15 protein-coding genes are annotated in these 20,820 nt (G+C 71.1%); 6 read left to right on the forward strand and 9 right to left on the reverse strand.

Annotated features, from left to right (window positions below):
* Positions 1–115: 115 nt before the first annotated feature.
* The 3 genes from glnA (at position 116) to QSK21_RS08035 (ending at position 3,242) form a co-directional block, all read left to right on the forward strand.
* A complete protein-coding gene (gene glnA / locus QSK21_RS08025; protein ID WP_502871530.1) occupies positions 116–1,480 on the forward strand; it encodes a type I glutamate--ammonia ligase in 1,365 nt (454 codons plus the stop codon).
* A 130-nt stretch (positions 1,481–1,610) separates the two neighbouring features.
* Positions 1,611–2,006: an OsmC family protein gene (locus QSK21_RS08030; RefSeq protein ID WP_285694712.1), complete on the forward strand. Its 396-nt coding sequence runs from the start codon at positions 1,611–1,613 to the stop codon at positions 2,004–2,006.
* 198 nt (positions 2,007–2,204) lie between these two features.
* Positions 2,205–3,242 carry a phosphatase PAP2 family protein gene (locus QSK21_RS08035; RefSeq protein WP_285694713.1) on the forward strand — a complete coding sequence of 346 codons (1,038 nt, stop codon included), beginning with the start codon at positions 2,205–2,207 and terminating at the stop codon, positions 3,240–3,242.
* Here QSK21_RS08035 and QSK21_RS08040 read toward each other — a convergent pair.
* The 5 genes from QSK21_RS08040 to QSK21_RS08060 form a co-directional block, all read right to left on the reverse strand.
* Positions 3,235–6,378, reverse strand: coding sequence for a bifunctional [glutamine synthetase] adenylyltransferase/[glutamine synthetase]-adenylyl-L-tyrosine phosphorylase (locus QSK21_RS08040; protein WP_285694714.1), 3,144 nt, complete (start codon positions 6,376–6,378; stop codon positions 3,235–3,237). The two genes, QSK21_RS08035 and QSK21_RS08040, sit on opposite strands and share 8 nt — an antisense overlap.
* A 288-nt stretch (positions 6,379–6,666) precedes the next feature.
* Positions 6,667–8,028, reverse strand: a complete 1,362-nt coding sequence (gene glnA2, locus QSK21_RS08045; RefSeq protein WP_285694715.1) for a gamma-glutamylpolyamine synthetase GlnA2 — start codon at positions 8,026–8,028, stop codon at positions 6,667–6,669.
* Positions 8,029–8,141: 113 nt separating this feature from the next.
* Positions 8,142–8,927 (reverse strand): amino acid ABC transporter ATP-binding protein, encoded by a 786-nt coding sequence (locus tag QSK21_RS08050; protein ID WP_285694716.1) that lies wholly within the window; start codon positions 8,925–8,927, stop codon positions 8,142–8,144.
* Positions 8,924–9,751, reverse strand: a complete 828-nt coding sequence (locus tag QSK21_RS08055) for an amino acid ABC transporter permease (RefSeq protein WP_285694717.1) — start codon at positions 9,749–9,751, stop codon at positions 8,924–8,926. Before QSK21_RS08055 ends, QSK21_RS08050 begins: the two co-directional genes overlap by 4 nt.
* Positions 9,748–10,635 (reverse strand): transporter substrate-binding domain-containing protein, encoded by an 888-nt coding sequence (locus QSK21_RS08060; protein WP_285694719.1) that lies wholly within the window; start codon positions 10,633–10,635, stop codon positions 9,748–9,750. The genes QSK21_RS08055 and QSK21_RS08060 overlap by 4 nt, the downstream gene beginning before the upstream one ends.
* Before the next feature lie 112 nt (positions 10,636–10,747).
* Between QSK21_RS08060 and QSK21_RS08065 the strand changes: the two genes are divergently transcribed.
* Together QSK21_RS08065 and QSK21_RS08070 are read left to right on the forward strand one after the other, a co-directional pair.
* Complete coding sequence (locus QSK21_RS08065) at positions 10,748–11,794, forward strand: terpene synthase family protein (protein ID WP_285694720.1); 1,047 nt, start codon at positions 10,748–10,750, stop codon at positions 11,792–11,794.
* A 62-nt stretch (positions 11,795–11,856) separates the two neighbouring features.
* Positions 11,857–13,638: an NAD+ synthase gene (locus tag QSK21_RS08070; RefSeq protein ID WP_285694721.1), complete on the forward strand. Its 1,782-nt coding sequence runs from the start codon at positions 11,857–11,859 to the stop codon at positions 13,636–13,638.
* 875 nt (positions 13,639–14,513) lie between these two features.
* Here the strand turns inward: QSK21_RS08070 and QSK21_RS08075 are convergent.
* From QSK21_RS08075 to QSK21_RS08085, 3 genes are all read right to left on the reverse strand, one after another.
* The gene (locus QSK21_RS08075) at positions 14,514–16,643 is read right to left on the reverse strand and encodes a SpoIIE family protein phosphatase (protein WP_285694722.1); all 2,130 of its coding nucleotides are present in this window, start codon (positions 16,641–16,643) and stop codon (positions 14,514–14,516) included.
* A gap of 144 nt (positions 16,644–16,787) precedes the next feature.
* Positions 16,788–17,384, reverse strand: a complete 597-nt coding sequence (locus tag QSK21_RS08080; RefSeq protein WP_285694723.1) for a TetR/AcrR family transcriptional regulator — start codon at positions 17,382–17,384, stop codon at positions 16,788–16,790.
* Positions 17,381–18,913, reverse strand: a complete 1,533-nt coding sequence (locus tag QSK21_RS08085; RefSeq protein ID WP_285694725.1) for an MFS transporter — start codon at positions 18,911–18,913, stop codon at positions 17,381–17,383. The genes QSK21_RS08080 and QSK21_RS08085 overlap by 4 nt, the downstream gene beginning before the upstream one ends.
* 211 nt (positions 18,914–19,124) lie before the next feature.
* On the opposite strand from QSK21_RS08085, the gene panB reads away from it, so the two are divergent.
* Positions 19,125–20,000 (forward strand): 3-methyl-2-oxobutanoate hydroxymethyltransferase, encoded by an 876-nt coding sequence (gene panB, locus QSK21_RS08090; RefSeq protein WP_285694727.1) that lies wholly within the window; start codon positions 19,125–19,127, stop codon positions 19,998–20,000.
* 81 nt (positions 20,001–20,081) lie between these two features.
* Here panB and npdG read toward each other — a convergent pair whose 3' ends face one another.
* A complete protein-coding gene (gene npdG / locus QSK21_RS08095) occupies positions 20,082–20,774 on the reverse strand; it encodes an NADPH-dependent F420 reductase (RefSeq protein WP_285694729.1) in 693 nt (230 codons plus the stop codon).
* Positions 20,775–20,820 lie beyond the last annotated feature (46 nt).

A 20,820-nucleotide genomic window follows, 5' to 3' on the forward strand; every position in this document is an offset into this window, starting at 1 on the left:
GCCTGCCAGAAAGTCGGCCACGAAAGCGACACCAATGATGCTGATGTGACAATTGAGGCAATCAGTGCTTAACTAATCAATAGATCGCGAGGTGGCCTTCTCATACACCACCCGCCTGGACGCGGCCGTGGACCTGCCGGGGAAGATGCAGCACTTCACCTTCCCGGTGGAGAGCTTCGGCGAGAGCGTCTTCACCGAGGGGCTGATGTTCGACGGGTCCTCGGTCCGCGGATTCCAGGAGATCCACGAATCGGACATGCTCCTGCTCCCGGACCCGAGCACGGCGGTGCTCGACCCCTTCCGCCAGCACAAGACGCTGATCCTCAACTTCTTCGTGCACGACCCGCTGACCGGTGAGCCCTACAGCCGCGACCCGCGCAACGTCGCGAAGAAGGCCCAGGACTACCTGCGCGGCACCGCGATCGCCGACACGGCCTACTTCGGCCCCGAGGCCGAGTTCTACATCTTCGACGACGTCCGCTTCGAGACCAAGCAGCAGGCGGGCTACTACTACCTCGACTCGGTCGAGGGCGCGTGGAACACCGGCCGTGAGGAGTCCGGCGGCAACCTGGGCGCCAAGCCCCCGTACAAGGGCGGCTACTTCCCGGTCCCGCCGATGGACCACTACACCGACCTGCGCTCGGAGATGGTCGCGCAGCTGATCGCGTCCGGCATCACGGTCGAGATGCAGCACCACGAGGTGGGCACCGCGGGCCAGGCGGAGATCGACTTCCGCTTCGACACCCTGCTGAAGACGGCCGACAACCTGCTGCTGTACAAGTACATCGTCAAGAACGTGGCGCGGGCCGCCGGCAAGACGGTGACGTTCATGCCCAAGCCGATCTTCGGTGACAACGGCTCCGGCATGCACACCCACCAGTCCCTCTGGAAGGACGGCTCGCCGCTGTTCTACGACGAGGTCGGCTACGCCGGACTGTCGGACACCGCGCGCTACTACATCGGCGGCCTGCTCAAGCACGCCCCGTCGCTGCTGGCGTTCACCAACCCGACCCTGAACTCCTACCACCGGCTGGTCCCGGGCTTCGAGGCCCCGGTCAACCTGGTGTACTCGCAGCGCAACCGGTCCGCCTGCATCCGGGTGCCGATCACCGGCTCCAACCCGAAGGCGAAGCGGATCGAGTTCCGGGTGCCCGACCCGTCCTGCAACCCGTACCTGGCCTTCTCGGCGATGCTGATGGCCGGCCTCGACGGCATCAAGAACAAGATCGAGCCCGCCGAGCCGGTCGACAAGGACCTCTACGAGCTGCCCCCGGAGGAGGCTCGCGCGATCCCGCAGGTCCCCGGCTCGCTGGAGGGCGTCCTCGACGCCCTGGAGGCCGACCACGACTACCTGCTCGAAGGCGGCGTGTTCACCCCCGACCTGATCGAGACCTACATCTCGATGAAGCGCGAGTTCGAGATCGACGAGGTCCGTCTCCGTCCCCACCCCCACGAGTTCGAGCTGTACTACGACGTCTGATCGCGGCAGCACTGAGGGCCCCTCGGTTTCCGAGGGGCCCTCGTCGTGCTCGGGCCATGCGCGGTTGGGAAGAACCGGCGTGTGGGCAGTGTTCTGTGGGCGTCAGAGCGACGAAGTCGAGGGGGTTGTGATGCCCGAGGTCAGGGTGGAACGGGTCGGGGACGGGTTCGAGGCCACCAACGAGCGTGGGGCGCGCGTGGCGATCGGGTCGTCCGACCAGGACGGGGTGTTCTCCCCCGTGGAGTTGCTGCTGGCGGCGTTGGGCGGGTGCGAGCTGGTGTCGGTGGAGCCGCTGACCGCCAAGCGGGGGCACCGGCTGGTGCGGCTGGCCGCGAAGATCCGGGCGGACAAGGTGGCGACCAGCGTGCTGGGCGACATCACGATCTCCTATGACGTGGAGATCCCCGAGGGGGACGACAAGGCGCGCGAGGTGTTCGAGGCGGTGGCCAAACGGGTGCACGAGCGCTACTGCACGGTCGGCAACGCCCTCAAGGAGCCGATGCAGGTGAACCAGGTACTCCAGTAGCCGTACGTTGTGCGGTCCACGGGCCATAGTCCCCTGGGACGACCCTGAACGTGTCCTGACCTCTGTACTGCGCGCCGACCCTGACTTTGCTCACCCGAAAGTCCGGATGGAGTCTGAGGGTCGTACTACTCAAGTCTGAGACGAAGACCGTTCATATCGGCGATCTCAAACTGATCACATCGCGGCAAAGTTACCAGCATGGCGCACACCGCCCCGCCGGCTCACACAAGCCGCACCGACGACGGCCGCCGCGGCACACCGCGGCGGGCCGGCACACGCCTGCCCCTGCCGCGGGCGCTGACCGCTCCCCCGGTGTGGCGGGAACTCCTCCTGATCGTCCTGTTCTACTCGGCCTATACGTTGACGCGGGTGCTCCTGGTTCAGGACGGCACGGGCGCGGCCTTCGCGCACGCCGACCAGATCCTCGCCTGGGAGCGGCACCTCGGCATCGACATCGAGCTGGGCCTCAACCAGACGCTCCTGAGCCTCCCCTGGCTGGCGCGCGCCGCCAACGTCTTCTACGCGACCGCCCACTTCGCGGTCACGCTGATCGTGGTGGTGTGGCTGTACCGCAGCCGCCCGCACGACTACCGCTGGCTGCGTACCGGCATCATGGTGGCCACGGGCTTCGCGCTGGTCGGGTTCTGGCTGTACCCGCTGGCCCCGCCCCGGTTCATGAGAGCCGAGGGCTTCGTCGACCCGGTCACCGCGCTACAGTCGATGGGCCTGTACGCCAGCGACGCCTCGGCCACGTTCACCAACCAGTACGCGGCGATGCCCTCGATGCACGCCGGATGGGCGCTGTGGTGCGGGATCGTGCTGCTCAGGCTGGCCACGCCGCGCTGGGCCAAGGTGGTCGGCGTGCTGTACCCGCTCACCACCGTGCTGGTCATCCTGGGCACCGCCAACCACTACGTGGTGGACGCCGTGGCCGGGTTCGCGCTGATCGGCGCCTCGCTGGGGCTGTCCTGGCTGGCGTACCACCGCTGGCCGGCCGAGCTGAAGGGAATGTCGCTGCGGCTGGGCCACATCGCCCTGCACCGGGTGATGCTCCCCGTCCTGCTGGGGATGCGCGCCGCCGCGCAAGGATGGCTCCTCCCGGTCCAGCCGTTCCCGGCGCCGGAGAGCGCTGGGAACGCCCGGGGCGTCCGGAACGCCGTCCAGGGCCCGGAGACCCTCGGGGGCGTCTCCGGGTCCGGCTCCGAGCCGTCCACGGCCCGCAGCACGGTCACGTGACCCCGTAGAAGACGCGGTCGACCACGGCACGCGCCCTGCGCGCGTGCCGCCGGTAGTCCTCCAGCAGGTCGCCCGTGCCGGGATAGCCCAGGACGCGGGTGACGGCGCTGCGCTCCTTGTGGTGGTCGGTGGGAAGCAGGTCGGAGGCCCGTCCGCGCACCAGCATCATCGTGCCCCGGATGCGGGTCGCGAGCTGCCACGCCTCCGACAGCACGGTGGCGTCGCGCTCGTCCAGGAGCCGCGCCGCCGCGGCCGCCTCCAGCGCCGCCAGGGTACGGGTCGTGCGCAGCGACGGGACGTCATGGGCGTGCCGTAGCTGAAGCAACTGGGCGACCCACTCCACGTCCGAGAGCCCGCCCGGCCCGAGCTTGGTGTGCAGCCTCCGATCGACCCCGCGCGGCAGCCGCTCGGACTCCATCCGCGCCTTCAGCCGCCGGATCTGCCGGACCGCCTCGTCGTCGATGCCGTCCTCCGGCCACCGGACCGGGTCGATCACGGCACGGAACCGCTCGCACAGGTCCGGGTCGCCGACGATCGGGTCGGCGCGCAGCAGGGCCTGGCTTTCCCAGGGCGCCGACCAGCGGGCATAGTACGCGGCATAGGAGGCCAGCGTGCGCACCAGCGGCCCTTGGCGTCCCTCGGGACGCAGGTTCGGGTCGATCTCCAGCGGCGGGTCGGGTGCGGGCAGCGCGAGCAGCCTCCGCAGCTCCTCGGCCACCGCGTGCGCCGCGCGTCCCGCTTCCGGCTCGTCCACGCCGGGCAGCGGGTCGTGCACGAACATCACGTCGGCGTCGCTGCCGTAGCCCAGCTCGTGCCCCCCGAACCGGCCCATCGCCACCACCGCCATCCGGGTCGGCAGCGGCCCCTCGCGCTCCGACTCGATCTTGCTGATGGCGGCCCGCAGCGCCGCCTCGACGGTGACGGTCGCGATGTCGGTGAGCGCCTCGCCGACCGTCCGCACGTCCGCCAGGCCGAGCAGGTCCGCGACCGCCACCCGGAACAGCTCCCGGCGGCGCAGCCCGCGCACCACCGCCACCGCGTCCTCGGCGGGCATCGCCGTCCCCTCGCCCCCGGGTCCCGGCGCGTGACGCCGGACGGCGGCCAGCGCCTCGGTGCGCAGCGCGTCGTACGAGCGGGGCTCCAGCTCGGCGGCGTTCCCGAGCATGGTCACCGCCTCGGGAGCGCGCAGCAGCAGATCGGTGGCGTACTGGCTGGAGCCCAGCACCCGGGCCATGCGTTCCGCCACGGTGACGTCGTCCCGGAGCAGGCGCAGGTACCAGGGCGTGGTGCCGAGCGCGTCACTGACCTTCCGGAAACCCAGCAGGCCCGCGTCCGGGTCCGGGGCGTCCGCGAACCAGCCGAGCATCACAGGGAGCAGCGTCCGCTGGATGGCGGCCCGCCGCGACACCCCCGACGTCAGCGCCTCGATATGGCGCAGCGCCCCGGCGGGATCCCCGTAGCCCAAGGCCACCAGCCGCGTCCTGGCGGCCTCAGGGGTGAGCCTGGCCTCCTCCCCCGGCAGCCTGGCCACCGCGCGCAGCAGCGGACGGTAGAACAGCTTCTCGTGGATGCGGCGGACCTCCCGGGCGTGCCGCCTCCACAGCGCCGTGAACTCGCTGATCGGCTCCGTGCGCAGCCCCAAGGCACGCCCCAGGCGGCGCAGATCCGCGGAGTCGTTCGGCACCAGGTGCGTGCGCCGCAGCCGGTAGAGCTGGACGAGGTGCTCGACGCGGCGCAGGAACCGGTACGCGGAGGCGAGCGCCGCGGCGTCGTCACGTCCCACATAGCCCCGCTCGGAAAGCGTCGACAGCGCCTCTAGCGTGGTGGGACTACGCAAGGCGTCATCGCTCCGCCCATGCACCAGTTGCAGTAACTGGACGGAGAACTCCACGTCCCGTAGCCCCCCGGGACCCAGCTTGAGCTGGCGCTCCGCCTCGGCCGTGCGCTGGTTGAGGTCCGCCTCGACACGACGCCGCATGTCCTGGACGTCCTCGACGAAACCCTCCCCGGCCGCCGCCTTCCACAGCAAGGGCGTGATGGTGTCGAGGTAGCGCTTCCCCAGATCGCGATCGCCTGCCACGGGGCGCGCCTTGAGGAGGGCCTGGAACTCCCAGGTCTTGGCCCACCGCTCGTAGTAGGCGCGGTGGCTCGCCAAGGTGCGCACCAGCGGGCCCGCCTTGCCTTCCGGACGCAGGGCCGCGTCCACCTCCCACAGCGAGCCCTCGACCGTACTGGACGAACACGCGCGCATCATGGCGGCGGCCAGACGGGTGGCCGTGCGCAGAGCCTCGTCCTCGTCCCGGCCGTCCCTGGCCTCCGCCACGAAGATCACATCGACGTCGGAGACGTAGTTCAGCTCCCGCCCGCCGCACTTCCCCATGCCGATCACCGCGAGCCGGCAGATGTCATGCCCGGGAACCTCGGCGCGGGCGATCGCCAGCCCCGCCTCCAACGCCGCCGCGGCCAGATCCGCCAGCTCCGCCGCCACATCCCCCACCGTCGCCACGCCGGTCAGATCCCGGCCCGCCAACGCCAGAAGATGCCGCCGGTACTCGGCGCGCAACGCGACCAGAGTGTCAGGGGTGGCATCCCGCGCCACCGGCTCGTCCACCGCCGGATCCGCGCCCACCGCCGTCAGCAACGCGGCGCGCAACGCCTCGACAGGCGGACGCGGCGGTTCCACCTCTCCCGCCTGAGGCGGCACCTCGGGAGAAGACCCGTCACGGACGGCGACCGCCTCGGCCGGAACCGGCGGCTTCTGGATCGGTCCATCATCGTCCAGCGCCCGCCAATGATCAGGATGGCGTGCCAGGTGACCACCCAGCGCGTCACTGACCCCCAGCACCGCCAGCAGCCGCTCCCGGCCCGGAGTGTCCCTCGCCAGCGCCGCCCTCAGCGCCTCCCCCTCACCGGCCCGCTCCGCCGCCTCCAGCAGCCGCACCAGGCCCGCCAACGCCAGATCCGGATCCGCCGTCCCGCCCAGCGCATCCAACACCTCATCGGACGGTCCACCGCCCGGCTGCCGACCCGCCTCCGCCAAGACGCGCTCAGCACGCCCCGCATCGGTGAAACCCAGCCTCGCCAGCCGACCCGTCAACCCCGAAGGGCGACGCTCAGGAGTCCAAGCCCCACTCACGGGCTCAACCTACAGTCTTTTCATTGTGGGGGGGCGACCCCCCACGCCCCCCGGTGCGGGGCCAGCGACCACCGCCGCTCGCCTTGACGGCTCGCGGCGGCGGCCACTGACCCCGGGTAGGGGCTCCGCCCCTACGACCCCGGCAGGGGGCTCCGCCCCCTGCACCCCCTTTGGGGCTTCGCCCCTTGCCCCCTCTTGGGGCTTCGCCCCTCGCCCCCGTTGGGGCTTTGGCCCTTGCCCCCTCTTGGGGCTTTGGCACTTGGCTTTGCCGGGTTCGGGATGGGTGTTCTACAGGACGGCTATTAGACGCTTGCGCTCGAACTCGGTGACCTGGCGGCGGTACTCCTCCCACTCCGAGCGCTTGTTGCGGAGGAAGAAGTCGAACACGTGCTCGCCCAGCACGTCGGCCATCAGTTCGCTGCGTTCCATGGCGTGGATGGCCTCGTCCAGGCTTTGCGGGAGCGGCTGGATGCCCAGGGCGCGGCGTTCGGCAGCGGTCAGCGCCCACACGTCGTCCTCGGCGCCTGGCGGCAGCTCGTAGCCCTCTTCGATGCCCTTCAGGCCGGCGCCGAGGATGGCGGCGAACGCCAGGTAGGGGTTGGCCGCCGTGTCCAGGGAGCGGAACTCGATGCGGGTCGCGTGTCCCTTGTGCGGCTTGTACATGGGGACGCGGACCAGCGCGGAGCGGTTGTTGTGGCCCCAGCAGATGTAGGAGGGGGCCTCGCCGCCCGCGCCCGCGGTGGAGCCGACGCCGCCCCACAGGCGCTTGTAGGAGTTCACGAACTGGTTGCACACCGCCGTCAGCTCGGCGGAGTGCCGCAAGATGCCGGCGATGAACGCGCGGCCGACCTTGGAGAGCTGGAACTCGGCGCCCGGCTCGTAGAAGGCGTTGCGGTCGCCCTCGAACAGCGACATGTGGGTGTGCATGCCCGAGCCCGGGTGGTCGGTGAACGGCTTGGGCATGAACGAGGCGTACACGCCCTGCTCCAGCGCGACCTCCTTCATGACCAGGCGGAAGGTCATGATGTTGTCGGCGGTGGTGAGCGCGTCGGCGTAGCGCAGGTCGATCTCCTGCTGGCCGGGGGCTCCCTCGTGGTGGCTGAACTCCACCGAGATGCCCATCGACTCCAACATCATGATCGCGTTGCGGCGGAAGTCGTGGGCGGCGCTGTGCGGGGTGTGGTCGAAGTAGCCGCCCGCGTCCACGGGCTCGGGCTCGCGTCCGTCCTCCGGCTTGTTCTTGAGCAGGAAGAACTCCACCTCGGGGTGCGTGTAGAAGGAGAACCCGAGGTCGCTGGCGCGGGCCAGCGCACGCTTGAGGACGTAGCGGGGATCGGCGAAGCTGGGCGTGCCGTCCGGCATCAGGATGTCGCAGAACATGCGGGCGACGCCGGGGGCCTCGCTGCGCCAGGGCAGCACCTGGAAGGTGGACGGGTCCGGCTTGGCGATCATGTCGGCCTCGTAGACCCGGGCGAACCCCTCGATCGCCGAGCCGTCGAAGCCGATGCCCTCGGCGAAGGCCCCCTCCAGCTCGGCGGGGGCCACGGCCACGGACTTCAGGAAGCCGAGCACGTCGGTGAACCACAGCCGGATGAAGCGGATGTCGCGCTCTTCCAGCGTGCGGAGCACGAACTCCTGCTGTCGGTCCAAGGCCATCTCCCTTGACGGTGCTCTTCGCAGTATGCCTTTCCGCTGTTACCGCAACGTTACAGCTCTCGTCCGCGTGCGCGAGCCGCGCTGCGGTCCGGACGCGACACCTGCGCTCATGTGCTCGTGCCGAGGCTACCCTTGCCCGGGACCCGGGCCGCCGCCGGGTCGAGGACGCGGGAGAGGAACGCGCGGGTCCGGTCATGGCGGGGGGCGTCGATGACCTGGCTCGGCGGGCCCTCCTCGACGACGACGCCGTCGTCCATGAACACCACCCGGTCGGCGACCTCGCGGGCGAAGCTCATCTCGTGGGTGACCACGAGCATGGTCATCCCGTCCTCGGCCAGTTCCCGCATCACGCCCAGGACGTCCCCGACCAGTTCCGGGTCGAGGGCGGAGGTGGGCTCGTCGAACAGCATGACCTCCGGACCCATGGCCAGCGAGCGGGCGATCGCGACCCGCTGCTGCTGGCCGCCCGAAAGCCGGGCCGGGTAGGACGCCAGCTTGTCGGACAGCCCGACCCGCTCCAGCACCTCCCGCGCGGTCCGCTCCGCCTCGGCCTTGCCGCGCCGCAGCACCTTGCGCTGCGCGATCGTGACGTTGCCGAGCGCGGTCAGGTGCGGGAACAGGTTGAAGGACTGGAACACCATGCCGATCCGGCGGCGCACCGCGTCGATGTCGACCTCCGGGTCGGTGACCTCCACGCCGGCCACCCGTACCGTCCCCGAGGAGGGCTCCTCCAGCAGGTTCACGCAGCGCAGCAGCGTGGACTTGCCCGAGCCGGACGGGCCGATCACGCAGACCACCTCGCCCGCGCGGACGTCCAGGTCGATGCCGCGCAGCACCTCGTTGGCGCCGAACGACTTGTGCAGGTCCGTGATCTCGATCGCCGCGCCGCTCATCGTCCCTCCCTGCGCCGCCGGGCCTCCAGCCGCCGGGCCAGCAGGCTCAGCGGGACGGTGAGCAGCAGGTAGCAGATCCCCGCCACGATGATCGGCGTGGTGTTGCCCTGCTGTCCCGCCAGGTCGCGCCCGAACTTGGTCAGCTCCCGCTGCTCCAGCGTGACGCCGAGGAAGAGCACCAGCGAGGAGTCCTTGCACAGCAGCACGAGCTGGTTGGTGAGCGGCGGGATGATGATGCGGAACGCCTGCGGGATGATGATCGAGCGCATCGCCCGGCCGTAGGACATGCCGAGGGAGCGGGCCGCCTCCAACTGTCCGCGCGGCACCGCCTCGATGCCCGCCCTGATCGTCTCGGCCATGTACGCGGCGGCGGCCAGTCCCAGCGCCAGCCCCGCCTGCCCGGCGACGCCGCCGGGGACGTTGCTGCCCGGGAAGGCCAGCGGCACCCCGACGCTGACGAAGATGAAGATCAGCAGCAGGGGCAGGCCGCGGAACACCTCGATGTAGGCGGCCGCGAACCAGCGGTACGGGGCCGCCGGCGACAGCCTCATCAGCGCCAGCACCAGCCCGGCCGCCAGCCCGAACACGAAGCCCAGGCCGGTGTAGAGGGCGGTGTTGCGCAACCCGACGGTCAGGATGTCGGGGAACAGCTGTTCGGCCACGTCCCAACTAGCGAAGTTGGCGCGTAGCTGCGGCCAGTCGGCCAGCAGGACGACCGCGAGCACGATCGCGACGAACAGCCCGTACTGCACGCCGAGGAAAAGCCGACGGCGGCGCCGCGGGGACAGCCCCCTGTGCGGCGCCGCCACCTCGCCCGTCGTCACGGCGTGCTACCCGGCGCCGGGCTCGCCCCGCCCTTCGGCATCGGGCCGATCCACTTCTCGTAGATGCGCTGGTAGGTCCCGTTGGCCTTGGACTCGGCGATCACCTGGTTGGTGAGCTCCACGAGCTTGGGGTTGTGCCCCTTGCGGAACCAGAACCCGTACTGCTCGCCGGTGTTGAGGTTGGCCGCGATCGTGAACCTCGCCTTGTCCGCCGGGTTCTTCAGCCAGTTCTGCACGACCGGATAGTCCTGGACGATCACGTCCACCTGGTCGGTGCGCAGCGCGTCCAGCTCGGCCAGGGAGTTGTCGAACGAGCGCGGGTCCAGGCCCTTGCCCTTGACGAAATCCTCGCCCGTGGTGGACGCCTGGGAGCCGAGGCGCAGCTTGCGGCTCTTGACGTCGTCCAGCGAGCTGATCCCCAGATCCTTCTTGGCCAGCAGCGCCTGCGTGGCGTCGAAGTAGGGCTGGGAGACGTCCATGAATCTCACCCGGTCCGGCTTGATCGTCATGCCGCCCATGACGATGTCGCACTTGCCGGCGTTGAGCGCCGACCCGGTCTTCATGGTCTCGAACGGGGTGTCGATGACCTTCTGGGTGACGCCCAGCTTCCTGGCCACCAGATCGACCATGTCCACGTCGAACCCGACGACCTTGCCGCCCTTCTCCTCCTGGAACGGGGGGTAGGGCAGGTGGGTGCACGACGTCAGCGCACCCTTCTTGATCAGCTTGGCGCCCTGAACGGTGGCGCCCTCGTCACCGCCGCAGGCCGCGGCGGACGCCAGCGCCAGGACGAGCGTCGCGGCCACGGCGGCGACACGTCCGGGAGATCGGAGCCGGCGGATGGCGGGTAGGTGCACGTTGTCCTCCAGTGATGATCGCGGCATGGCACCGCGGTCGCGTCCCGCGGGGGAACGTTCGGGCTCAAGCGTCCCATTCCCGAAACTTGACGTGGCGATCGCGGGCACGGCGGCGAGGGCTCACTAGCGTGAAGTCGTCGTGGACGCTTCGTTGTTGCTCTCGCTCGGCGAACGGGCACCCGCCCTCGCCGCTCCGTCCGCCATGCGCCCGGACGCCTGGCGCCTGGGCGAGCGGGTGGACGCCTGGGCGCGGGGCCGCGGCCTGGTGCTGGGCGATCCGGACACCTCGCCGCTGGGCCGCGCGCGCTGCGAACGGCTGGCCGCCCGGCTGTTCCCCGCCGCGGACGCGGCCTCGGTGGAGCTGTTCGCGCGCTGGCTGACCTGGACGTTCGCCCTGGACGACGCCCTCGGCGAGGCGTCGGGCAGCGCCACCTCCGTCCACGCGGTGTACGACGACCTGCTGCGCGCGGTCAGGCGCGGGCAGGCGGGCTCGGGGGCGCGACCGCTGGAAAGCGCGCTGGTCGAGCTGTGGCGGGCCACGTCGGGGAGGATGACCCGCGACTGGCGCCGCCGGTTCCTGTCCCATCTGGAGGAGCACCGTGAGGGCTGCTCACAACAGGCCGTCCACCGCCGCACCCGGCACATGCCCGACCCGGAGGCGTATCCGGAGCTGCGCCGCCGCGCCGCCGCCCCCTTCCTGTTCGACCTGGTCGAGCCGGTCCTGGGCGTCGAGCTTCCCCACCGGCTGCTGGCGCTGCCCGCCTGGCAGGCGATGCGGGAGGACATCACGGACCTGATCACCTGGTCGAACGACATCGCGTCCTACCCCCGCGAGTCGGCGGCCGGGGACCCGCACAACCATGTCAGCGTGCTGGCCTCCGCGTACGGGCTGGACCCGGCCGAGTCCGCCGCGATGGTCGCCGACCGGATCGCCATCCGGGCCGACCAGGTGCGGTTCGCGTCCCGTGCGCTGGTACGCACCATCGCCCGGCTGGGCCTGACCGAAGGCGAGCTCGACGCCGCCCACCAGGTCCTGCGGGTGCTCTTGGACGCGCCCCGCGCGCACATCGACTGGCTCGCCGAGTCCGGCCGCTACAGCGCGGAGGGCGGCACCCCGAGCGGGGGCGACAGCTCCCGCCTGGACGGTCTGGCCTCGCTGCGCTGGTCCGGGCATTCGGCCGTGTGACACGAACCCCACTTCTCGTCATAATGACGATACTTTGAGGGCGATGTTCTAGGCTGGTGACCGTGGCACAACTCAGGATCGCTCTCGCTCAGGTGAACCCGACGGTCGGCGACCTGAAGGGCAACGCCGGCCTGATCGTCGACTGGACCCGGCGCGCGGAACGGGCCGGCGCGTCCCTGGTCGCCTTCCCCGAGATGATGCTGACCGGCTACCCCGTCGAGGACCTGGCGCTGCGTTCCTCGTTCGTCGAGGCGTCCCAGAACGCCCTCGAACGCGTCGCCCGCACCCTCGCCGACCAGGGCCTGGGCGACATCCCCGTCGTCACCGGCTACCTGGACCGCCGCCACGCCAGCATGGCGCGCCCCGGGCTGCCCGCCGGCTCCCCCCTCGACGCCGCCGCCTGGCTCTACCAGGGCGAGGTCCTGGTCCGCTCCGCCAAGCACCACCTGCCCAACTACGGCGTCTTCGACGAGTACCGCATCTTCGTCCGCGGCGACACCCTGCCCGTCGTCCGCGTGCGCGGCGTGGACGTCGCGACCGTCATCTGCGAGGACCTGTGGCAGGAGGGCGGCCCCGTCAGCGTCACCTCCACCGCCGACGCCGGGCTGCTGCTGGCCATCAACGCCTCCCCGTACGAGCGCAACAAGGACGACGTCCGCCTGCGGCTGTGCGCCGAACGCGCCCGCGAGGCCGGCTGCGCCCTCGCCTACGTCAACCTGGTCGGCGGTCAGGACGAGCTGGTCTTCGACGGCGACTCGATCATCGTCGGCGCCGACGGGCGGCTGCTGACCCGCGCGCCCCAGTTCCGCGAGCATCTGCTGGTGGCCGACCTGGACCTGCCCGCCGCCCCGCACGAACCCGTCACCGGACCGGTCAACGCGCTGGACGGCACCACGATCAGCATCGACCACCGCACGGTCTCCGAAGACCCCCTCCCCGCCTACGAGCCGAGTCCCCTCGTCCCCACACCGCCCCTGGACGACCCCGCCGAGGTGTACGGGGCGCTGGTCCTCGGCACCCGCGACTACGTCCGCAAGAACGGCTTCCGCTCGGTCATCCTCGGCCTGTCCGGCGGCATCGACTCCGCCCTCGTCGCCACCATCGCCGCCGACGCCATCGGCCCCGACCTGGTGAACGTCGTACTGCTGCCCAGCCGCTACTCCACCGAGGGCTCCATCACCGACGCCGAGGAACTCGTCAAACGGCAGGGCCTGCACTCCAGCGTCGTCCCCATCCGCGGCATGGTGGACGCGTTCGAGGCCGAACTCGACCTGCACGGCCTCGCCGAGGAGAACCTCCAGGCCCGCATCCGCGCCAACATCTGGATGGCCCTCTCCAACGAACACGGCCACCTCGTCCTCACCGGCGGCAACAAGAGCGAGCTCGCCACCGGCTACTCCACCCTCTACGGCGACTCCGCGGGCGGCTTCGCCCCCATCAAGGACCTCACCAAGACGATGGTCTGGACCCTCGCCCGCTGGCGCAACGAACAGGTCGGCAAGGACGTCCCCTTCCTGCACCCGTACACCCAGGAACCCATCCCCGAGGCCATCATCGTCAAGGAACCGTCCGCCGAACTACGCCCCGACCAGAAGGACCGCGACACCCTCCCGCCCTACGAGGTCCTCGACCCCCTCCTCGTCGACTACGTCGAACGCGACATGGGCCGCGACGCCCTGATCGCCGCAGGCCACGAACCCGCACTCGTCGAACGCGTCATCCGCCTGGTCGACCTGGCCGAATACAAGCGCCGCCAATACCCACCCGGCCCCAAAATCACCCCAAAAAACTTCGGCCGAGACCGCCGCCTCCCCATCACCAACCGCTGGCGAGAGGAGCGCTGATTTGCAGACGCAAGCTGTTGCTTATGGCAGGTGCGAGCTGCGCTCCTCGCCTTGACGGCTCGTCGCTTGTCGCACCTGCGTGCGATCGCTGCATCGCTCCGACTCGCCTAGAGGCTCGCTACGCGATCAGATTCTCGCTCCGCTCGAATCTGCCTTCGGACGCGATCGCAACGCCCGGCCGCCGTCCGGGGCTTGGGTAACGGGCTGAGGTAGTTGGAACTGTGTTCATCGCAAGCACGAACTGCGCTGTGTTAATCGGCGGTGCCTGCCGCGTCGGGCGCTGAACGTGCTCTTTCCTATGGCAGGTGCGAGCTGCGCTCCTCGCCTTGACGGCTCGTCGCTTGTCGCACCTGCGTGCGATCGCTGCATCGCTCCGACTCGCCCAGGGGCTCGCTACGCGATCAGGGTCTCGCTGGCGCTCGCCCCTGCCTTCGGACGCGATCGCAACGCTTGGGCGCCGTTCGGGGCCGGGGTGACGGGCTGAGGTGAGTGCGAGAGGGGTTTATTGCATGTGCGAGCTGCGCTCCTCGCCTTGGCGGCTCGTCGCTTGTTGCGGTTGCGGCGATCGCTGGATCGCTTCGACTCGTCCTGGGGGCTCGCTGCGCGATCAGGGTTTTGCTTCGCTTGTCCCTGGTGCTGGTTGCGATCGCAGCACTTGAGCGACCGTTCGGGGCTGAGGTGGTTGGGGGCAAGGGGCGAAGCCCCAAGGGGGTGCAGGGGGCGGAGCCCCCTGCCGGGGGTGTCGGGGGCGGAGCCCCTGACCGGGGTCAGTGGCCGCCGCCGCGAGCCGTCAAGGCGAGCGGCGGGGGTCGCTGGCCCCGCATCGGGGGGTGTGGGGGGTCGCCCCCCACATATGTCACAGCCCCCCCACACGATTACACTCGATGGTGGTTTTGGCCTGGCCAGATGGCTTGGGGTTCTGGGGGGTCTGGGTCTATGCCGGGGATGGTTTGTTCGCACCATACGACCTTGCCGGCGGCGGTGCGGCGGGTGCCCCAGCGGTGGGCGAGTTGGCTGACGACCAGGAGGCCGCGGCCGCTTTCGTCGTCGTCGGCGGCGCGGCGGAGTCTGGGGAGGGCGGCGGAGCGGTCGAGGACTTCGCAGACGAGGGTGCGTTCGAGGAGGAGCCGTAGCTCGATGGGGCCGCCGGGGGCGTACCGGTAGGCGTTGGTGATGAGCTCGGAGGCCAGGAGCTCGGTGGTGTAGGTCAGCTCGTCGAGGTCCCATTCCCCTAGCTGGGTGCGGACGAGGCCGCGGGCGCGGCGTACGGCGGCGGGGTCGGACGGGAGGCTCCAGGAGGCCCAGCGGTCGTCGGGGAGGCGGCGTAGCCGGGCCAGCAGGACCGCGATGTCGTCGCGGTGGTGGTCGCCATAGACGCCGGCGAGGGTGGCCTTGGCGAGGTCCTCCATGGGACGGCCGACGGTGTCGGGGCCGAAGACGCCGCGCAGCCTGGCCAGGCCGTCGTCGATGTCGCGGCCGCGGTTCTCCACGAGGCCGTCGGTGTAGATGACGAAGACGCTGCCGTCCTCGACCTGGAATTCGCGGCTTTCGATGGTGGCGGAGCCGGACACGCCCAGCGGCGGGGCGGGCGGGACCTCCAGGTATTCGTTGGAGCCGTCCGGGGCGACCAGCAGCGGCGGGAGGTGGCCCGCCGAGGCCACTTCGAGGGATCCGGAGGTCGCGTCGTAGATGCCGTAGACGCAGGTGGCGAAGTGCGGTTCCTGCTCGCCGAGCTCGATCATCAGCTCGTGCATGATGTGCAGCGCGTCGGCGGGGGGCAGTTCGAGGTTGGCGAGGGTGTGGAGCGCGGTGCGGAGCCGTCCCATCGTGACGGCGGCGCGGACGCCGTGCCCGGCGACGTCCCCGACGATGAGGGCGACGCGGGCGCCGGGCAGCGCGATCGACTCGTACCAGTCGCCGCCGACCTCGACGAGCTGGCTGCCGGGCAGGTAGCGGTGCCGGACCTCGACCGAGGACGGCGCCGACAGCCGGTGCGGCAGGAGGCTGCGCTGCAGCGCCAGCGCGGTGGCACGTTCCCGGCTGAACAGGCGGGCGTTGTCGATGACGATCGCGGCCCGCGCGGCGAACTCCATGCCGATCTCGACGTCGTAGGCGTCGAACCTGCGGAACCCCGGCACGCGGGTGCAGGCGATGAAGCCGAGCAGGGTGTCGCGGGCGATCAGCGGCAGCAGCACCATCGACACGTCGGTGATGAGCTGGGCCGCGGGGGCGCGGCGCCACCGCCTGCCGATGTCGGCGGCCAGCTCGGCGGTCACCTGCGGCAGGTGGACGGGACGGGCCGTCTCCAGCACCTTCCGGTACGGGGTGCCCTCGGGGTAGACGAGCACCTCGCCGACCGGGAACGTGGCCGTCCACATGGGGTTGCGGTCGTCGGAGGTGACCGCGACGCGGCGCAGCACCGCGGCGCCCGACTCGCTGTGCACCTCGTCGGCGGCGAACAGGCTTTCCAGCACCAGCACCGAGGCGGTGGTGCAGAAGTGCGGGACGATCACGTCGACCAGGCCCTTGGCGGACTGGTCGAGGTCGAGGGACGCGCCGAACCGGGTGAGCGGGTCGTCCAGCAGGGCCCGCCGCATCAGGGCCGGGTCCTGGTAGCGCTCGCTGGGCGGCAGCGCCACCCGCACGTACAGCAGGCCGATGGGGGCGGAGCCCTCGTCGCCCCCGACCATCGGCTGGGCGGTGACGACCGCGTCGGTGGTGCTCCCGTCGGCGTCGGCGATGCCCTCGCCGCCGGCGCGGCGGACGGCCAGGACGGCGCGCCGTTCCTGGCCCGCCGCCAGGGCTTCGAGCAGGGTCTCCAGCTCGGCCTTGGCCTCCTCGCCCGCCAGTTCGCCCGCGGAGCGGCCGATCAGGTCGGCGGGCTCGTAGCCCAGGACGGCGCGGGCGTTGGGACCGCACTGCACGATGCGGCGCGTGCCGTCGATGCCGAGGACCAGGGTGCGGGACGCGGAATCGGCGCTGGCCGCGTCACTTCGCGGCGCCATGACGGATCTCACCAGACGCGCTCCCGACAGCCGGTCACCTATCACTCCCCAGCGCCAGTATGGGGCATGAGCCGTGATCCGGGGAGAAGATCACGCCTCCCGCGCGGAAATAGCCGGTGTTCCGCGGAAGGACGAGCGGCGATTCTAGCCCCCGGGCCCGGCGGCGATGCCGCGGAGCACCGTGTCGATGACCGCCTCGGGGAGTCCCTCGGGCAGCCGTTCCCGGGGGGAACGGTGCACCAGCACGCCGACGAGCATCGCGATGACGACGTCGAGGTCCAGGTCGGCGCGCAGTTCGCCGCGTTCGACGCCGCGGCGCAGCACCCGGCGCAGCATCTCGCGGCGCGGCTGGATCACGTCGCGCCGGTAGCGGGCGTACAGCTCGGGGTGCTTCTCGGCGCCGCCGACCACGTTCCAGAAGCAGCGGGCGTGCGGGTGCTCGCGTTCGGCGGCGATGTCGCGGGCGATGGCCAGCAGGTCGTCGCGGACGGCCGGCCCCGACGGGTCGCGCGGCGGCGACTTGATCGTGGCGAGCGCCCCGACGATCAGTGCCTCCTTGTTGGGCCAGCGCCGGTAGATGGTGGTCTTGCCGACCCCGGCGCGGGCGGCCACGGCCTCGATCGTGACCCCGGCCACCCCGGACTCCTCGGCCAGCAGGTCCAGGGTGGCCTCGATGATCGCCTTCTCCGCCCGTTCGCTGCGGGGACGGCCGGGGGCGCGTCCGCCGACCGTCCCGCTCATCGCCGTTCCTTCTCCGGCTCGGGCACCCGTTCGACGGGTCCCTCCGCGGCGTTCTCGCGGGGTCGGCGGCCGGGCATCGCGCGCAGGACGAGGAGGGCGCCCAGGAGGGCGACGACGGCGCCGGTGCCAGCGGCGACCCGCATGGCCTCGACGAACGCGAGGTCGGCGGATCCGAGCAGGCTCCGGCCCGCGGCGCCCATCCGTTCGGCGACCGCGTGCGCGCCCTCGATCGACTCGCCGGCGGTGGCGCGGGCGCCGGACGGCAGCGCGGCCAGCGGCTGGGCCAGCCGGTCCCGGTAGATGGACGCCAGCAGGGAGCCGAGCACCGCGACGCCCATGGCGACCGCCACCTGCCGCGCGGTGTTGTTGAGGGCGGAGCCCGCGCCGGCCTTCTCCCTGGGCAGCGCCGACATGACCGCCTCGGTGGCGGGGGACACGACGTTGGCCAGTCCTGCGCCCTGGAGGAAGAACATCACGCACAGCACCCACAGCGGGGTGTCCGTCCCGATGCGGAGGAGCGGGTAGGCGCCCAGCGCCATCGCGACCAGCAGCAGCCCGCCCGCGCAGACGGCGCGGGCGCCGAACCTGCGTACGGTCGTGGCGGTCAGCGGAGAGAAGATGAGCTGGGCGGCGGCGAACGGCAGCAGCATGGCACCGGCTTGCAGGGGGCTCAGCCCGCGCACCGACTGCATGTAGAACCCGGCGAAGAAGAACACGCCGGACGCGGCGAAGAAGCACAGCGCGATCGAGCTGACCCCGGCCGACAGCCGCGGATCGCGGAACAGCCGCACGTCGAACGCGGGATGGTCGGTGCGCGCCTCGTGCCAGGCGAACGCGGCCAGCACCGCCAGGCCCGTGGCGATCGGGCCGAGCACGCCGACGGCGAGCCAGTCGCCGTGTTCGCCGCCCCGGATGATGCCGTACGACAGGGAGATCAGGCCGACGATCGACAGCAGCACGCCCAGCGGGTCGAGCCGTCCGGGCCGCGGGTTACGGGACTCGGGCACCAGGAACACCATGAGCATCGCGCCGACGACGATCACCGGGACGTTGATGAGGAACACCGAGCCCCACCAGAAGTGGTCCAGCAGCAGGCCGCCGGTGACCGGGCCGATGGCGACGGCCAGCCCGACCGCGCCGCTCCAGACGCCGATGGCGCGGCCCCGCTCGCGCGGCTCGAACACGTTGGTGATGATCGACAGCGTCTGCGGCATGATCGCCGCGCCGCCCAGCCCCATCAGGGCGCGGGCCCAGATCAGCTGCCCGGGGCTCTGCGCGTACGAGGACAGCAGCGAGGCCAGCGCGAACACCGTCATGCCGGCGATCAGCACCCGGCGCCGGCCGAGCCGGTCGCCGACGACGCCGAAGGTGAACAGCAGCCCGGCGAACACCAGCGTGTAGGCGTTGATCGCCCATTCGAGCTGGCTCTGCGTCGCGCCCAGGCCCACGTGGGGGTCGGCGATGGTCTTCAGGGCGACGTTCAGGATGGTGTTGTCGAGCACGACGACGAGCAGGCTGAAGGTCAGCACGCCCAGGATGTACCAGCGTCTTCGATGAATGGCTTCGGATCGCAAGGGCTCTCCCGGAGGGGACGTGGGGACGGCGGCGGGGCGATACGCAACAGTATCGTTTCGATACTTCGCCCGGAACGTGGGGGGTACCCGAAACGTTCCGTCAGTGGGATCATCGTTCCTGTCCGGGTACGCCACCGTGGCGCCTCGAGACCGCTGGAGGTACACCGTGTCTTCTTCGGCTGCCCACCCGCAGCAGGCCCCCACCCAGCACCCCGCTCAGCCGACCACCCTCTACGGCGGCAAGGGCGAACGGCGGGTCACCGTACGCGACATCGCCGCCGCCAAGGAGCGGCACGAGAAGTGGCCGATGCTCACCGCGTACGACGCCCTCACCGCCCGCGTCTTCGACGAGGCCGGCATCCCCGTCCTGCTGGTCGGCGACTCCGCCGCCATGGTGGTGTACGGGTACGACTCGACCATCCCCGTGACCGTCGACGACCTCATCCCGCTGACCGCCGCGGTGGTGCGCGGCTCCAAGCGCGCCATGGTGGTCGCCGACCTGCCGTTCGGCTCCTACCAGACCGGCGTCGCCGACGCCCTGGCGACCGCGACCCGCTTCCTCAAGGAGACCGGCGCGCAGGCGATCAAGCTGGAGGGCGGGCGGCAGGTCCTCCCCCAGGTCGAGGCGATGGTCGCCGCCGGGATCCCGGTCATGGCGCATCTCGGCCTCACCCCGCAGTCGGTGAACGTCCTCGGCGGCTACCGGGTGCAGGGCCGCGGGCAGGCCGGCGACGAGCTCATGGCCGACGCCAAGGCGCTGGAGGCCGCCGGAGCCTTCTCGCTCGTTCTGGAATGCGTCCCCGAGGAGCTGGCCGCCAAGGTCACGGCCTCGCTGTCCATCCCCACCATCGGAATCGGCGCCGGTGACCACACCGACGCCCAGGTCCTGGTCTGGCAGGACATGGCAGGGCTGACCCCGCGCACCGCCAAGTTCGTCAAGAAGTACGCCGACCTCGCCACGATCCTCGGCGACGCCGCCCGCACCTATGCCGACGAGGTCGTCGGCGGCGTGTTCCCCGCTCCCGAGCACACCTACCACTAGGCCCGAGCTCGTTCGGGTCCCCGTTGGGGGGAGGGCGCCCGTCGCCGTCCCCCCCAACGGGGCATCGCGTGGTCGGCTGGGCTACACGTCGGTGATGCGGATGCCGGCGTGGGCCTTGTAGCGCCGGTTCATCGAGATCAGGTTGGCGGTGAACGCCTCGATCTGGTGCGCGTTGCGCAGCCGCCCGCCGTACACGCCGCGCATGCCGGGGATCCGGGCGGCCAGCGCCTGCACCGTGTCGGTGGCCTCCCGGTCGTCGCCGAGCACGAGGACGTCCAGGTCCATCTCGCCGACCTCGCGGTCGAGCAGGAGCACGGCCGAGACGTGGTGGAAGGCGGCGACCACCCGGCTCTCGGACAGCACGGCGGCGGCCTGCTCGGCGGCGCTGCCCTCCTCGACCGGAAGCGGGAACGCGCCGCGCTTGTCGAAGCCCAGCGGGTTCACGCAGTCGACCACGACCTTGCCCGCCAGCTCGGAGCGCAGCGACTCCAGCAGCGCCTTGTGCCCCTCCCACGGCACCGCCACGATGACCACGTCCGCCTCGCTCGCGGCCCTCGGGTTCTCGGCGCCGCGGACGGGCAGTCCCTCGTCCAGGTCGTCGGCCGCCTGCTGGGCGCGCTCAGCCTTGCGGGAGCCGATGATCACCTGATGGCCGGCCAGGGCGAACCGCCGGGCCAGGCCCTTGCCCTGGTCGCCGGTGCCGCCCAGGATCCCGATGGTCAGGCCGGATACGTCGGGAAGGTCGTAGGGGGTGTTGCGCTGCTGCTCCGTCATGGAGACGAGTTTGCCAGGCGGTGCGCAAAACCACGTGGGGCGGCCC

Origin of the sequence: Actinomadura sp. NBRC 104412, from assembly GCF_030269515.1 — a bacterium.
Taxonomy (GTDB): domain Bacteria; phylum Actinomycetota; class Actinomycetes; order Streptosporangiales; family Streptosporangiaceae; genus Spirillospora.

Coding starts and splice junctions, on each gene's coding strand:
- QSK21_RS08030 (WP_285694712.1), top strand. CDS start 1,611: ATGCCCGAGGTCAGGGTGGAACGGGTCGGGGACGGGTTCGAGGCCACC.
- npdG (WP_285694729.1), bottom strand. CDS start 20,774: ATGACGGAGCAGCAGCGCAACACCCCCTACGACCTTCCCGACGTATCC.
- QSK21_RS08075 (WP_285694722.1), bottom strand. CDS start 16,643: ATGGCGCCGCGAAGTGACGCGGCCAGCGCCGATTCCGCGTCCCGCACC.
- QSK21_RS08050 (WP_285694716.1), bottom strand. CDS start 8,927: ATGAGCGGCGCGGCGATCGAGATCACGGACCTGCACAAGTCGTTCGGC.
- QSK21_RS08080 (WP_285694723.1), bottom strand. CDS start 17,384: ATGAGCGGGACGGTCGGCGGACGCGCCCCCGGCCGTCCCCGCAGCGAA.
- QSK21_RS08035 (WP_285694713.1), top strand. CDS start 2,205: ATGGCGCACACCGCCCCGCCGGCTCACACAAGCCGCACCGACGACGGC.
- QSK21_RS08060 (WP_285694719.1), bottom strand. CDS start 10,635: ATGCCGCGATCATCACTGGAGGACAACGTGCACCTACCCGCCATCCGC.